This window comes from Solirubrobacter soli DSM 22325 (assembly GCF_000423665.1).
GTDB lineage: Bacteria > Actinomycetota > Thermoleophilia > Solirubrobacterales > Solirubrobacteraceae > Solirubrobacter > Solirubrobacter soli.
In genome coordinates this window covers 56722-70485 of sequence record NZ_AUIK01000034.1, presented here as the reverse complement: position 1 = coordinate 70485, position 13764 = coordinate 56722, and the positions used below count along the sequence as shown (strand labels likewise).

The following is a 13764-nucleotide window of genomic DNA, read 5'->3' as shown; positions in this document are numbered from 1 at the left end:
CGTCGTCCGCACGCCGGCCCTCGCCACGTGACCGCGGACGACCGTCCGCGCCCCACACCAATCAAAGGAGACCGCAGTGCTTCTCGCGGCGACTCAGGACGAGGATCTCGACCGCTTCCTCGAGGTCTTCTCGACCGACGGCGCTGACAAGCGCAGGCAGCACGACTCCAGTGGTGCGGTCGTCTTCGACTGGGACGCCGATGGCTGGCAGACCTGCGTGTCTGACCCCGAGGTTCCGGCGATCCTGCAGCGGGCCGGCCACAGGGGACGCCCCGAGCCCGCGGCGTTCGCCGGCAGCTTCGGTGTCTAAGACTCCGCCGATCGGCGGGACGCCGGTCGCTCGCCCACGCGACCTGAACCGCTGGGGGTGGCAACAGCCCCCGCCGCGGCTCGGCGACTGGACGCGGTGGCCGTCGACGCGTTGCTGTGTCATGAACCGGGCCGCACCACTATGGCTCTCTCGTCCGAAGCGGTAGTGGCAGACCCGGGTCAGCGTTTGACGCGATCCGTTTCGTAGGCCCACATCGCGAGCTCGACGCGGTTGCGAGCCCCCAACTTGCTCATGAGGCTGGCGAGGTGGGTCTTGGCGGTGCTGAGGCTGATGAACAGCTCGTCGGCGATCTCGGCGTTCGTGCGTCCGCCGGCGACCCTTGCCAGCACCTCTTCCTCGCGCGCGGTCAGCGGCTCGCTCGGCTGGGCCGGCGGGGCGTCCGGGCGTGAGCCTGAGAACGCTGCCAGCAGCCGGGCCGTAACGCTCGGGGCGATCAGCGCGTCGCCGTTCGCAGCCGATCGGATCGCCTGGACCAGAAGTTCCGGACCGGCGTCCTTGAGCAAGAAGCCGCGAGCGCCCGCTTTGAGGGCGCCGTGCACGTATTCGTCGAGGTCGAAGGTGGTGATGACCACGATCGCCATCGGGTCGACCGAGCCGGGCCCGGCGAGCAGCCGGGTCGCTTCGATCCCGTCAAGCTCCGGCATCCGGACGTCGAACAGGCACACGTCGGGGCGAAGCTCGCGCGCGAGGGCCACCGCCTCGCGCCCGGTTGCGGCTTCGCCCACCACCTCGATGTCGGGCTGTGCGTCGAGGATCATCCTGAGCCCGGTGCGGACGAGTTCCTGATCGTCGGCCACGAGCACGCGGACGCTCATGCCGCTCTCCCGTCGCGCGGCAGCACGGCGGTGACCGTCCACCCGTTGTCTGCGCCCGGGCCGGCCTGGAGCGTGCCCCCCAGGAGCGCTGCCCGCTCGGCCATCCCGACGAGGCCGTATCCCGACGAGCGACCCGCGACGGGGGCCACGGCATCGCCGTCGTCGCTCACGATCAGCCGGACGGAATCCTCGTGGCCTGCGACGTGCACGTCGATGCGAGTCGCGCGGCGCGCGTGCCGAACAGCGTTCGTGACCGACTCCTGGACGATGCGGTAGATCGCTGCGCTGACGAGCGGGCGCAGACCATCGAGGTCGCCGGCCAGTTGCACGTCGACGCGCGGTCCGTCGCCCAGGCCGTGAGCCAGTCGCTCGATGTCGGCAACGCCGCGCTGCGGCGCGAGGTCGGCCTCGTCGCGGTCGCGCAGCGCCCCGACCAGCCCCCGCAGGTCGGCGAGCGTGCGCGAGGCCGCCTCCTCGATCACCTCGAGGGCTTCCACGGCTGCCTCGGGCTGCGTAGGGGCGAGCGTGCGCCCGGCCTGGGCGCGGATGGCGATGGCCGAAACGTGATGGGCGACAGTGTCGTGCAGCTCGCGCGCGAGTTGTTCGCGCTCGCGGAGCCTGATCTGGTCGGCCTCGCCCAGCCGGGAGCGGGCTCGGTAGCGCATCGCGGCGCCGAATGTGGCGGGAAGTGCGAAGAACGGAAGGCCGAGCGCGAGGTCGCCGAGGTTGCCTCCGGCGACCGTCGCGAAGACGGGGACGGCCAGGACGATCGCCATCCCGGCCGCCGCCTCGACGCCGCTTCCCCATCGGAACAGCGCATAGGGGATCAGCAGAACGTAGGCGAGCACGTAGAGATCGATCAGCTCCCCGTGGCGCAGCACCATGAGCGCGTCGCCGAGCACGAACGACGCGGTCACCACCGCGGTCACGAGGACCGGGCGCGTGCGCCGCCACGGCAGACAGATCGCCGGGACCACCCCTGCGACCAACGCGACGCCCGGCCACGCCACATCGTCCCGCAGGACAACCTCGAGCAAGCCGGCCGCCGCCAGCACTGCGACCAGCACCCAGTCACGAGAGAGCGGCGGCGGCGCGAGCGGGGGCCGCGGCTCGGCCAAGAACGAACGAAGGGCGCGGCGTACCACGGGGTCACCGTAGAGCGCCGCCGTGGGCGGCGCAATCGGCCGGAAGTGCACACGTGCCCCGGCCGAAAGAACTACGCGAATGTGACCGCCCGCCCGATGGTCTTCGCCGCGGTCAGCGGTGACCATCAACCCGACATGATCGAAGTCGAGAACCTCACCAAGCGCTACGGCTCTCTGGCCGCGGTCAGCGACATCTCCTTCCGCTGCACGCCCGGCACCGTCACGGGCTTCGTCGGACCGAACGGAGCCGGCAAGTCCACCACACTCCGGATGATCTGCGGGCTCGCCAAGCCGTCGGACGGACGGGCGACGGTCCTCGACACGCCATACGACGCCATCCCGAACCCCGGCCGCCACGTCGGCGTGTTGCTCGACGCTTCAGCCCAGCACGGCGGACGGACCGGCGAGGAGACGCTCACCATCGCCGCGATGACGCTCGGCGTCGAGCGTGACCGCGTTGAAGCAGTCCTCGACGACGTCGGCCTGGCCGGGAAGGCGGCCCGCCGACGGGTCCGCACGTACTCGCTCGGCATGCGCCAGCGGCTCGGCATCGCCCACGCGCTCCTCGGCGAGCCGCAGGTGCTGATCCTCGACGAGCCCGCCAACGGCCTCGACCCAGAGGGCATCGTCTGGATGCGCCGACTGCTGCGCGACTTCGCGGACCGCGCCGGAACCGTGCTCCTCTCTTCGCACCTGCTGCGCGAGGTCGAGAAGATCGCCGACCAGCTGGTGGTGATCGGCGGCGGCAGGATCGTCGCCCAAGGAGCCGCTGAGGAACTGCTCGTCGACGGCGTCGACCTTGAAGACCTGTTCCTCTCGCTGCTCACAGAAGGAGCCTCCCGATGAGTACCGCAGCCGCCCCCCCGTTCGCCCCCGGGCCCTCACTGTCCCGGCTGTTCGCGATCGAGTTGCGCAAGACGGTCGACACGCGAGCCGGGTTCTGGCTGCTCGTGTCGACCGGACTGGCGGCGATCGCCGTGGCCGCCATCACGCTCGCCGCCGGCAATCAGCACACCCCCACGTTCGGAGTGTTCTTCGAGCGCACGATCGGCACGGGCAGCATCGCGCTTCCCGTTCTCGGCGTCCTCGCCATCACGAGCGAGTGGTCCCAGCGCACCGCCGTGACGACCTTCGCCCTGGTTTCGCGTCGCGAGCGCGTCATCGCCGTGAAGCTCCTCGCCAGCGGGGCGATCGCCCTGGTCTTCGTCGGCGTCTGCCTGCTCACCTCGCTGGCGGCGACCGCACTCGTGCCGGCGCTCACCGACGGTCACGCGAAATGGGACATCGCCGTCTCCGGCGTCGTCGCCGCCGTCCCCTTCATCGTGATGTGGATGCTCGCCGGAGCGGCGCTCGGGCTGCTGATCATGAGCTCCGCACCGGCCATCGTGCTGAGCTTCGTCATCCCGACGGTCATCGTCGCTCTGACCGCCACGGTTCCCGCGGCTGACCGCGTCCTGCGCTGGATCGACCTCGGCACAACCAGCGGCGAACTCAACGACGCCCATCCAGCCATCTCTGGGCAGGACTGGGCACACCTGGCCGCCGGCGTCGCGTTGTGGGTCCTCGTGCCGCTCGCGATCGGCTTCATGCGCCTGCGTCACCGGGACGTGGCCTCCTCGTAGGCACTCAGAGACGGCCGGTTCTCACTGGATCGTCCGCCCACACAAGGAGCGCTCCATACCGCCGAAGCTCCCGGGACGCGAGTTCAAGAACGGTCGCGACTCCCGGTCCGAGGAAGACCAGCCGCCGCACGATCCCACGCCTGTGACGAGCATCGCGCATCACGCACATAGAACGCTAATCGCTGCATGGCTCTTGGCGCGCGGCGGCCACAGGCGCGCCGTCGCGGCGGTGATCGAGCTCGGTTTCGTCGAATTGGAGCTGTCGCCCGGCTCAGCGCTGGTCCTCGTGGCCAGATGCTGGTCTAGCGGGTGGTGTGGGTCTCGTCGGATTCGCCGCGCGAGAGCTCAGCGAGCAGGGACGGCCGCCCTGCAGATGCACCGTCGAACGGAGGCCATCAGGACTTCAGGCGCCGGCGGCGGAACCGGCGGCGAGGTAGGCGATCCCGAAGAACAACTCGGTCCAGGAGAGATCGGCCAGGGTGTCCTGCATGGCCGCGCGGATCGCCTCCCACGGACGGCGCGCGCGCCACTCCTCCAGGGCGCCCGACCGCGCGATCCAGCGGGGTGCGTACTCGGGGATCTTGAGATCCAGGACCACCCAACGCCCGCCGGCGGAGAGCGACGCGGCGCCGCGGGCGATGACCTGGCCGGGCTCCGGCAGCAGCGAATGTGCGTAGGTGGCGAGGATCGCGTCGACCTCGGTCGGGAACTCGAACTCGGCCGCGTTGGCTTGCACGAGGCTGACGTTGCTCCAGCCGTTGCTCTCGATCCGCTGCTGGGCTTGGGCGAGCATCGCGTCGGTCAGGTCGACGCCGACGATGCGGCCACCGGGACCGATCTCCCGCTCGATCGATGGGAAGTTGAGTCCCGTGCCGCAGCCGATCTCGACCACGCTGTCGCCCGGGCGAAGCCGAAGCGCCCGCACGGCCCTGCGCCGGTGCGCCCGTTGCGGGCCGAACGGAACGAGCCGGGAGGTGACGTCGTAGTGCCGGGCCCGCTTGCGGTAGGTCTCGATGAGGGCCGCTTCGGTATCGCGCATGAAGGCGTCCTTACGCCCGCTCCGCCACCAGCGTGAGCTTCCGGACCCGCCCTTGGTCGAGCCACTCGACCCACAGCCGGTGGGCGGCGAGCAGCTCTTCCAGGGCGCGGCGGCCGATCGCCGCGACGATGTCCGCGGCGTCCGCGGCGAACGCGACGGCGAGCGCGTGCGCCATCGCGCGGTGCGCCCGGCTGTGGTCGTGGAGCCGCGTGACGACGAGCGCGGACCGCTCCAGGGCCGCGAGCATCTCGTCGAGCGGGGTGATCCAGATCGTGTCGCCGCCGGGCATCCCCGACCGCTCGGCCGCCGTGAGCGGGAGCCCTTCTTCGAGCGTGAAGGCGAAGCGCCCGCCAGGCTCCAGCGCCGCGGCGATCTCGCGCACCAGCGCGTCCTTGTCCTCGAACTCGAGCATCGTCTCGAGTAGCAGCACGACGTCGTACGAGCCGGACGGAAGCGGCGGGACCTGCGCGATCGCGAAGCGGCAGGGCAGGTCGCCCGCTCGCCCTCGGGCGAGGGCGACGGCGCTCGCGCTGGCATCGACGCCCACGTACCCGCAGCCCAGCTCGCGCGTGATCAAGCGCCCCGGCCCCGCGACGCCGCAACACAAGTCCAGCAACGTGACCCCGGGGCCGATGCCGGCGAGCCCCGCCAGCGCCCGGATCTCGCCGGCGGTCATGAAGCTCTCCTGCCCGACGAACTCTCCGGGCGCGTACGCCGACACGCGCGCGCGATGCAGCGCCCGGTCGAACGGCGCGCGCTCGTCCTGTCTCATCGCTTCGCCTGCGAGCCGAACGCGGTGAGGAAGCGGTCACGGAACGCTTCCATCGGCCAGACCGGCGCGCGCGGGCTCGGCAGCATGCCGTCCTGCCAGTCCCACCCGGCGATCTGGTCGATCACCTTCGGGTCGTGGGCGATCACCGAGATCGGCACGTCGTGGTCGGCGCCCTGGCCGCTGACCGTCGTGTTCGGCTGATGGTCGCCCAGGACGACGAGCACGGTGTTGTCGTCGCCGTAGTGCTGCACGAACGAGAAGAGCGTGTTCAGCGAGTACTCGATCGAGAGTCCGTACGCCTTGCGGGCCCGGGCGGAGTCGCCGAACAGCGAGGCCGTCGTGGACTCCTCCAGCGGGACCCGGTCGAAGACCGAGCCGTCACCGACCTCGTCCCAGGGGATCAGCCGGGGGATGCGCGTCCACGGCGTGTGGCTCGAGATCAGGTCGATCTCGGCGAACAGCGGCTTGCGCTGGCGCTTGGCCAGCTCGAGGTTCTGCAGCGCCTGCATGGTGTACTGGTCGGGCATCGGGGGCAGGCCGAAGCCCGGGCCGTGGTAGCCGAGGTTGCCGCGGTCGTAGATCGCGTCGTAGTGGTAGTAGCTGAAGCCCTGCGGCCACCTGCCGTGATTCGCCGGCATCACGCCGACGGCCCGCCAGCCGGCGCGCTTGAAGGCCGAGGTGAGCGTGAGGCGGTCGTTCGCGACGAGCTGGTTGTACGACCGCTCGCCGTCGACCCGGATCCCCGACTGGACGGTGGAATGCGCCAGCCAGCTGAGGCCCCCGAACGTCGGCGAGGTCAGGAAGGCGCTGCGCGCGGAGAATCCTTCCGCCTGCAGTTGCGCGGTGCCCTTGCGCAGGACGGCGTCGATGGCGGGCGAGAAGGACGAGTCCTGGACCGCGACCCTCCCGTAGCTCTCGACGAACACGAGCAGGACGTCCTTGCCGCGCAGCCCGGTCAGCAGGCGGCTGCCGAGCGTGTCGCGGAAGCGGTCGTCGGCGATCTCGCGCGCGAGCACCGAGTGCTGCTGCAGGCCGGCGCGCACGGACTGCACCTCGTCGACCGCCAGGGCCGCGGCGCTCGTCGAGGCGGCAGGCGCGCCGGCGACGTGGAGGGCCAACCACACGACGCCCAACGCGGCGGTCGCGCGCAGCGCCGCGACGCGGTGGAGCGACGCGACGCGCGTCACGCGCAGCACCGCCAGGATCGGGAAGGCGAGGAGCACCACGATGAGCGCGACCACCGCCGCGATGAGGAGGTACGCGGTCCAGGCGCCGACCGCGTCCCGCAGCGTCTCGATGCCGAACCCCGCGTAGCCCGAGTCGTCGACCGGCTTGAACGGCCGGTCGAACGCCGTGAAGAACCCGATGTCGAGGAGCTTGGCGAGCACGAGCACGCTCAGCACAGCTCCCGCGACCACGGCCAGCGCGCGGCGCGGCGCGGGAGGCAGCAGGACCGCGACGGCGACGAGGACGAGGAGCTCGAGCGGGAGTTGCACGAAGGCGCCGGGCGTGAAGCGGCTTGGCTGGTCCGGCACGACGAGGGCGACCCAGACCAGCGCCAGGGCGACGACCGAGAGCGTCGCGGCGAGGCCCGGACGCTGCCGCTCGGGCACTTCAGCTCGACGCCGCCACAGCCACCACGTGCACTGGCCCATCGACGCCGCGAGCAGGGCGAGCACCGCGGCCAGCAGGGCCAGGGTGACGGCGCGCGGCAGGATGCCGGCGGCCGCGACCGTGAGCACGATCCCCGCCGCCGCCGCGACGGCCCTGCGCCAGAGTCGCCGCGGCACGACCGGGCGCATCCACGGCAGCAGCCACTCGCCGGCCAGGACCAGGTACCGCGCGGCGCCGATCGCGAGGATCCACGCGCCGTAGGCGGGCGCGACGTAGACGCTCAGGGCGAGGATCAGGAAGGCGTCGGTCTCGCCGTCGAACCGCGCGCCCAGCGCGGTCGCCGTCCCGGTCCGCCGTGCCACCCATCCGTCGACCGCGTCCAGCACGAGCGCGACGGCGGCGAGCGCGACGAGCAGCGCCCCCGGCGTGTCCTGCGTGAACGAGTCCGCGGCCAGCGCGGCGACGCCGACGGCGAGCGTGGCGCGGACGATCGTCACCTGGGACGCCGGCCCCACGCGGCCATCAGGATCGCGCGCGAGACCGCGCGTCAGCGCCGCCGCCATGATCACGGCGCACGCGACGCCGACGCTCCAGCCGGTCGCTCCGAGCCACGGCGTCGCGGCGAGGACCGAGAGCAGCGCGACCTGGACGATCAGCCCGGCGGCGGGAGCCGTGGAACGCGCTCGCGCGGCGGCGCGGCTCATTCGTCCCGGAACCGGGGTGAGAGGGCGTAGCGCAGGAGCACGACGTCGCCGATCTGGCGCACCTCGGCGAGCGTCGCGCGCCGGCCTACGTTCCACGGGAAGCGCGCGTCGCTCACGAAGCGCGGGGCGCTCGAGTCGCCGACGAAGAGCGGCGCGACGACGAGCTGCAGCTCGTCGACGAGGTCATCGGCCAGGAACTGGGTGTGCACGATGCCGCCGCCCTCGACCATGAGCCGCTCCACGCCGCGGTCGGCGAGGTCCTCGCTCAGCCGGCGCATCCGCACGCGACGGCCGCCGTCCACGACCGTGGCCGCCGCCCCGAGACGCGCGCGGGCGTCGGCCACCCGCGCCCTCGGCGTGTAGACGAGCTTCTCGACATCGCCGGCGCTGAAGAAGTTCGAGTTCGCGTCCAGGTCGGCCCGCTCGGTGACGGTGATCTTCATCGGCGAGGACGCGCGCCCGTGCGCCTCGCGCTCCGCGCGCCGGGCCTTCGAGCGTACGAGCAGCCGCGGGTTGTCCGAGCGCACGGTGACGGCACCGACCATGATCGCGTCGCAGGACGCGCGCAGCGCGTCGACCCGCTCGAAGTCGTCCGCGTTCGACAGCGCGAGGCGCGGCGTGTGATCGCCGAGGTAGCCGTCGAGCGAGACGGCGCAACTCAACGTGGTGTACGGGCGGTCAGGCATTTGAGGCCCGACTCCTCCAGGCCGCCACGAGAACGACGGCGCCCGGCAGCGTCGCGCTGAACACCATCACGCCATAGACGACCGCGACGGCGACCCCGCGCGCCGCACCCAGGCCGGCGGCGGCGAACGCCCAGGCCGTCACGCCCTCGCGCGCCCCCCAGCCGCCGACGTTGGGCAGCACACCGGCCGTCAGCACGAGCAGCGCCAATGCCAGCATCGTCGAGGGCGAGGCGGTCGTCCCCGCGGCCCGCGCGGCGATCATGAAGGTGAACGCTTGGCCCAGGACGACCACCGCCGACGTCAGTGCGATGGCCGGCCACGCTCGCCGGGCCAGCAGGCCGGCGCGCAGCTCACGCACCGCGGCGGCCCGCAGCCTGGCCCACCTCGATCGGCCGGCGGCGGGCGCGCACACCGCCAGCGCGACGCCGACCGCCGCCGCGAGGAGCGCGAGCGCGACCACCGGCATCGCCGCCTGCACGGGCGACGGCACCACGAGGAGCACCGCGACGCTGATGACGGCCTGCACGACCTGACCCGCGGCGCGCTCCCACGCCACGGCGCGCAGCCCACGGCCGACGTCGTGCGTGTCGCGGCCGTGGCTGATCCCGCGGTGGACGTCGCCCACCACCCCGCCCGGCACCGTGACGTTGAGGAAGAGCGAGCGATAGTACGCGGCCACCGCCGTCCCGAGCGGCAGGTCGACGCCGAGGCCGCGCGCCACGATCCTCCAGCGCCACGCGCAGCACACCGTGGTCAGCACGGCGAGGCCGGAGGCGGCGGCCAGCGCGCCGGCATCGACCCGGTTCAGGCCGTCGAGGAACGGACCTGTGCCGACGCGCCAGACCACGACGGCGAGCGTCGCGGCGGCGACGGCGACGCGGGCCCACCGCCACGCGTCACGGCGGGTGGAGGCGCTCAGCACGCCGCCCCCACGAGCACGCCGGCGACGTTGGACGCCGTCGCCGACCACCTGCGCAGCGACGCGCGTCGCTCCCGCGCAGCCCGGCGCAGGCGCCCGCGCAACTCGGCGTCGCCTAGCCAGGCCCGCAGCGCGGCGCCGAGGGCGGCCGCGTCGCCGGGCGCGACGAGCAACCCCGGCCGGGTGCCGTCGTCGCCGCGCCCGAGCGCTTCGGACAGGCCGCCGACCTCGGTGGCGAGCACCGGCAAGCCGCGCGCCAGCGCCTCCGTGACGACCATGCCGTACGTCTCGGCGCGCGAGGCGAGCACGAGCAGGTCCGCGTCGGCGTACGCGCGGTCGAGCTCGGCTCCGGTGCGCGGTCCCGCGAAACGCACCCGGCCGCCGAGACCCCCGAGCACCGCGCGACGGCGCACGCCGTCGGCGAACACCGGATCCCGATCCAGGCTGCCCACGCACGCGCAGTCCCAGGGCAGATCCGTCGCCGTCGCGAGCCCGTCGAGCAGCAGGTCGTGCCCCTTGTCGCGCGTCACTGCCGCGACGCACAGCAGCGCGTGGCCGGCCGCGCTGCCCGGCACGAGCCCGGCGGCGTCGACGCCGGGCTCGGCGACGTGCACCCGGTCGGCCGGCAGCGCGTAGAGCTCGGTCAGCCGGCGCCGCGACCACGCGCTGGTCGTGATCACGGCCGCGGCCACCGCGAGGACCTCACGCTCGCGCGCGCGGACGGCGTCGGCATCGTCGTCCGGCGGGCGATGACCGAGCGGCATGTGCACGAGGACGACCTGCCGCAACCGGGAGGCGTGCGGCACGAGCGTCTCGGGATCGGCGGACGCGATCAGCCCGTCGAGAAGCACCACGGCGCAGTCGGGGATGCTCCGGATCGCGCGCGCGAGGGCGGCGCGGCCTGCCGAGGACCGACGCGGCCAGTCGCCGGACACGAGGTGCTCGCGCACCGTCCAGCCGAGCGCGGCAAGCTCTTGACACAGCCGGCGATCGTACGTGTTGCCACCGCTCGGCCACCTTCGATCGTCGATGCCGTCGGGCACGATCACGTGGACGTCGCTCACAGCGGACGCTCATAGCTCGCCCACGCGACGTGGGACTCGTGCAGCGTGACGACGAGCCCATCGAGCTCCCGGGCGCCGTCGCCCAGGGCACCGGCCTGCGTGCGGTCGGCGATCCGGTCCGCGACGACCTGGGCGAGCACTTCCGTCGTGGTATTGATGCCCGCGAGGTCCTCTTCGTCGTCGAGGTTGCGGTAGCTGAGCTCGGCCACCACGTCGCGCAGCACGTCGGCCGCGCGGCCGATGTCGACCACGATGCCGTCGGCGTCGAGGCTCGCGCGGCGGAACGTCACGTCGACGACGTACGTCACCCCGTGCAGGCGCTGCGCGGGCCCGAACACCTCGCCCCGCAGGCTGTGGGCGATCATCATGTGGTCACGCACGGTCACGCTGAACACGCGCTAGATCCCGTCGTAGGCGATGGTGTGGCAGAGCGCCGGCAGGCTGCCGTCGGCCAGGCGTGTCATCACGCCGGGCAGCTCGCGGAAGCGCGACTCGCCGGTCACGATCGCGTCGAACGCGGGATCGCGCAACAGATCGAGCGCGAGGACCAGCCGGTCGGCCGTCGTGCGCCGCGCGCTGCGGGCCGGGGACACCGTCCCGACCTGGCTGGCGCGCAGCCCGAGGCGGCCCGTGTGGAACGCACCGCCCAGCGAGAGCCGGACCTCGGCGTCGCCGTACCAGCTGAGCTCGAGGACGGTGCCTTCGGGCGCAAGCAGATCGAGCGAGCGCTGCAGCCCCGCCGGCGTCGCGCTCGTGTGCACGACCAGGTCGCATCCGCCGGCGGCGTCGTCCGGCTGCGCGAAGCCGGCGCCGAGCGCCGCCGCGACCTCGGCCCGTGAAGCGTCGACGTCGACGAGCGTGACATCGACCGCCGGGAATCCGGCGAGCAGCCGTGCGACGCAGCAGCCCAGCATGCCTGCGCCGACGACCGCCACCCGGTCGCCGATCATCGGCGCCGCGTCCCACAGGGCGTTGACGGCGGTCTCGACGGTCCCGGCGAGCACGGCGCGCGCGGGCGGTACGTCGTCAGGCACGACGGTCACGGCCGTGGCAGGCACGACGTACCTCGTTTGATGCGGGTACAGACAGAACACCGTGCGGCCGCGCAGCTCCGGCGGCCCCTGCTCGACAGCGCCGACATTGAGGTAGCCGTACTTGACCGGGCCCGGGAAGTCCCCCTCCTGGAACGGCGCCCGCATCGCGGCACGCTGATCCGGCGGCACGCCGCCGCGGAACACGAGCGTCTCGGTGCCCCGGCTGATGCCGGACCGCAACGTACGGATCACGACATCGCCGCGCCGCGGCTCAGGTAGCGCGACGGGTCCGATCTCCCCGCGCCCTGGGGCACGGAGCCAATACGCATGGGCGTCGTCGAGCACGTCCTCTTCCTCGACTTGGTACGGCGTCACTTCTGCGGGTGACTGCGCCAAGGGCTTGTCTGTAGTCGGTACGCGCGCGGGGGAAGATCGGTTCGGTCGAGATCCTCGCACGCCGAGCCGCGGTGAGCACCCCGTGAGCGCCGCTGTGAGCTCATCCACAGGCCGCGGCGCTCCATCCCACGTCGCGGAAGGAGGAACAGCACGGCGCGCGCTTGCCGCCTTTGCGCTTTGTAGCGTTGCGCGAATGTCTCGTCTGTCACGGTGCATCGCGGCGCTGTCGGCCGTCGTGGTCTCGCTCGTCGGATCGCCCGGTTCGGCCGCGCATGCCGCCGGCTCGTCTCACCTGACGTGGACCGATGGCTTGAAAGTTGCCGGAACGCCGGCCAAGTACAACAAGGTCGGCATTCTCAGGATCGGCCCGGCCAAGGCGCGGAACGTGCTCGTCCTCAATCCGGGTACGTCTTCGAGTGCCGCGTACTTCGCGCCGTTGGCACGTGCGCTGGTGGACCGGGCGCCGGGCTGGCAGGTGTGGGCGGTCGAGCGGCGCGAGAACCTGCTCGAGGATCACAGCGTCCTGGATCGCGCCAAGACTGGCCAGGCCACGACACAGGAGGTGTTCGACTACTACCTGGGCTGGGTCAAGGACCAGTCGATTACGACGCACTTCCAGCTGATTCCGGATGCGCAGGTGACCTACGCCAAGCAGTGGGGAATGAATACCGCGATCGAGGACCTGCGCCGCGTCGTGCAACGCGCCAAGAAGCTCGGCGGCAAGGTCGTCGTCGGCGGCCACTCGCTGGGCGGGGCGATCACCACGGCCTACGCGAGCTGGGACTTCCACGGGCGAGCAGGCGCTGACGGGCTTGCCGGCTTGGTCTTCATCGACGGAGGCAGCGGCCGGACCCCACCCACCAAGGCGGCGGCAACCAAGAGCCTGGACGACTTGGATACGGCGTCACCATGGCTGCAGTTCGGCGGCATCCCATCGCCATACGCGGGCGTGTTCAACAGCACCGGCGCAGTCAGCGTACTTCTGGATCCCGATGGCCCATCGCTCGCGCAGGTATCCGGTCTGCTGCCCGCCGGTCTCGTGCCACCCGTGCCAGTGACCAACGCCGGCCAGTACGGCTACGCGCTGGACACCGAGACCTCGCCGAGTTCGCTGGCCGCGGCACAGGCACACCTCGGCCACCTCGCACCCTCCGGCGACCCGCGCGGCTGGGACGACGGCGGCGAGCTAACCCCGCTGCGACGGATGGCCGAGGCCTTCGGCGGCCAAGGACTGCCGGGCCTGGACGGCACCGCCTGGTACCACCCGCTGCGTCTGACCATCGACGCGGGCGCTGTGGCAGCCGGGAACGCCAACCCGGCGCAGAAGGTCCTCAACGTCCACGCCTCACACGGCGACGACCTGCCGCGCAGCATCAAGATCTACGCGTTCGCCGCCGGGCTGTTTGGCAAGCGCGGCCTCGACGCAGCCAAGACCCTGGCCAAGCAGTCGCGGATCCCCGCCAAGAACCTCACTCTCGTCGACCGCCACCGCAGCTACGCCCACAACGACCCGAACACGGCCGAGCCCGCCAAGAACGCGTTTCTCAAGAAGCTGGTGCCGTTCTTGAAGGGCTTGCAATAGCGCCGCGCAGCTACGGTGCGAGTTGGTCTCGTCCCCAGGGC

Annotated in this window: 13 protein-coding genes and 1 pseudogene; 4 read left to right on the top strand and 10 right to left on the bottom strand. The window is 72.2% G+C overall.

The annotated features are described in order from the left end of the window. Nucleotides 1–76: 76 nt before the first annotated feature. Nucleotides 77–310, top strand: coding sequence for a hypothetical protein (locus G569_RS0126310; protein WP_028065653.1), 234 nt, complete (start codon nt 77–79; stop codon nt 308–310). Between the two features lie 179 nt (nt 311–489). On the opposite strand, the gene G569_RS0126305 is transcribed toward G569_RS0126310, so the two are convergent. Together G569_RS0126305 and G569_RS0126300 are read right to left on the bottom strand one after the other, a co-directional pair. Next, on the bottom strand, nt 490–1146 hold the full coding sequence (locus G569_RS0126305) for a response regulator (RefSeq protein ID WP_028065652.1): 657 nt from the start codon (nt 1144–1146) through the stop codon (nt 490–492). Next, the gene (locus G569_RS0126300) at nt 1143–2417 is read right to left on the bottom strand and encodes a sensor histidine kinase (RefSeq protein WP_084285576.1); all 1275 of its coding nucleotides are present in this window, start codon (nt 2415–2417) and stop codon (nt 1143–1145) included. Before G569_RS0126300 ends, G569_RS0126305 begins: the two co-directional genes overlap by 4 nt. Nucleotides 2418–2426: 9 nt before the next feature. Here G569_RS0126300 and G569_RS51675 point away from each other — a divergent pair. Both G569_RS51675 and G569_RS0126290 read left to right on the top strand, forming a co-directional pair. Further along, nucleotides 2427–3080 (top strand): annotated as a pseudogene (locus G569_RS51675) (ATP-binding cassette domain-containing protein); the annotation flags it as partial. Between the two features lie 53 nt (nt 3081–3133). Then, nucleotides 3134–3913 carry an ABC transporter permease subunit gene (locus tag G569_RS0126290; RefSeq protein ID WP_028065650.1) on the top strand — a complete coding sequence of 260 codons (780 nt, stop codon included), beginning with the start codon at nt 3134–3136 and terminating at the stop codon, nt 3911–3913. A gap of 403 nt (nt 3914–4316) precedes the next feature. Here G569_RS0126290 and G569_RS51670 read toward each other — a convergent pair whose 3' ends face one another. The 8 genes from G569_RS51670 to G569_RS0126250 are packed head-to-tail and all read right to left on the bottom strand — an operon-like array spanning nt 4317 to nt 12120. Then, nucleotides 4317–4952: a class I SAM-dependent methyltransferase gene (locus tag G569_RS51670; RefSeq protein ID WP_037499255.1), complete on the bottom strand. Its 636-nt coding sequence runs from the start codon at nt 4950–4952 to the stop codon at nt 4317–4319. A 10-nt stretch (nt 4953–4962) separates the two neighbouring features. Continuing rightward, on the bottom strand, nt 4963–5724 hold the full coding sequence (locus tag G569_RS0126280) for a class I SAM-dependent methyltransferase (protein WP_211233082.1): 762 nt from the start codon (nt 5722–5724) through the stop codon (nt 4963–4965). Beyond that, nucleotides 5721–8042 (bottom strand): CDP-alcohol phosphatidyltransferase family protein, encoded by a 2322-nt coding sequence (locus G569_RS0126275; protein ID WP_028065648.1) that lies wholly within the window; start codon nt 8040–8042, stop codon nt 5721–5723. The genes G569_RS0126280 and G569_RS0126275 overlap by 4 nt, the downstream gene beginning before the upstream one ends. Further along, nucleotides 8039–8728 (bottom strand): RibD family protein, encoded by a 690-nt coding sequence (locus tag G569_RS0126270; protein ID WP_028065647.1) that lies wholly within the window; start codon nt 8726–8728, stop codon nt 8039–8041. The genes G569_RS0126275 and G569_RS0126270 overlap by 4 nt, the downstream gene beginning before the upstream one ends. Next, nucleotides 8721–9650, bottom strand: a complete 930-nt coding sequence (locus G569_RS51665; RefSeq protein WP_037499285.1) for a lysylphosphatidylglycerol synthase transmembrane domain-containing protein — start codon at nt 9648–9650, stop codon at nt 8721–8723. The genes G569_RS0126270 and G569_RS51665 overlap by 8 nt, the downstream gene beginning before the upstream one ends. Next, nucleotides 9644–10711: a glycosyltransferase family 4 protein gene (locus G569_RS0126260; RefSeq protein ID WP_028065646.1), complete on the bottom strand. Its 1068-nt coding sequence runs from the start codon at nt 10709–10711 to the stop codon at nt 9644–9646. Before G569_RS0126260 ends, G569_RS51665 begins: the two co-directional genes overlap by 7 nt. Then, nucleotides 10708–11106: a 6-pyruvoyl trahydropterin synthase family protein gene (locus tag G569_RS0126255; RefSeq protein WP_028065645.1), complete on the bottom strand. Its 399-nt coding sequence runs from the start codon at nt 11104–11106 to the stop codon at nt 10708–10710. The genes G569_RS0126260 and G569_RS0126255 overlap by 4 nt, the downstream gene beginning before the upstream one ends. A 3-nt stretch (nt 11107–11109) precedes the next feature. Then, a complete protein-coding gene (locus G569_RS0126250) occupies nt 11110–12120 on the bottom strand; it encodes a zinc-dependent alcohol dehydrogenase (protein ID WP_211233080.1) in 1011 nt (336 codons plus the stop codon). A gap of 214 nt (nt 12121–12334) precedes the next feature. Between G569_RS0126250 and G569_RS0126245 the strand changes: the two genes are divergently transcribed. Next, nucleotides 12335–13723: an alpha/beta hydrolase gene (locus tag G569_RS0126245; RefSeq protein ID WP_028065643.1), complete on the top strand. Its 1389-nt coding sequence runs from the start codon at nt 12335–12337 to the stop codon at nt 13721–13723. Nucleotides 13724–13764: the final 41 nt, after the last annotated feature.

Excerpts from the sequence above, each read along its gene's own strand:
- G569_RS51670 (WP_037499255.1), bottom strand. The coding sequence starts at position 4,952 with ATGCGCGATACCGAAGCGGCCCTCATCGAGACCTACCGCAAGCGGGCC.
- G569_RS0126245 (WP_028065643.1), top strand. The coding sequence starts at position 12,335 with ATGTCTCGTCTGTCACGGTGCATCGCGGCGCTGTCGGCCGTCGTGGTC.
- G569_RS0126300 (WP_084285576.1), bottom strand. The coding sequence starts at position 2,417 with ATGGTCACCGCTGACCGCGGCGAAGACCATCGGGCGGGCGGTCACATT.
- G569_RS0126270 (WP_028065647.1), bottom strand. The coding sequence starts at position 8,728 with ATGCCTGACCGCCCGTACACCACGTTGAGTTGCGCCGTCTCGCTCGAC.
- G569_RS0126305 (WP_028065652.1), bottom strand. The coding sequence starts at position 1,146 with ATGAGCGTCCGCGTGCTCGTGGCCGACGATCAGGAACTCGTCCGCACC.
- G569_RS0126290 (WP_028065650.1), top strand. The coding sequence starts at position 3,134 with ATGAGTACCGCAGCCGCCCCCCCGTTCGCCCCCGGGCCCTCACTGTCC.
- G569_RS0126280 (WP_211233082.1), bottom strand. The coding sequence starts at position 5,724 with ATGAGACAGGACGAGCGCGCGCCGTTCGACCGGGCGCTGCATCGCGCG.
- G569_RS0126275 (WP_028065648.1), bottom strand. The coding sequence starts at position 8,042 with ATGAGCCGCGCCGCCGCGCGAGCGCGTTCCACGGCTCCCGCCGCCGGG.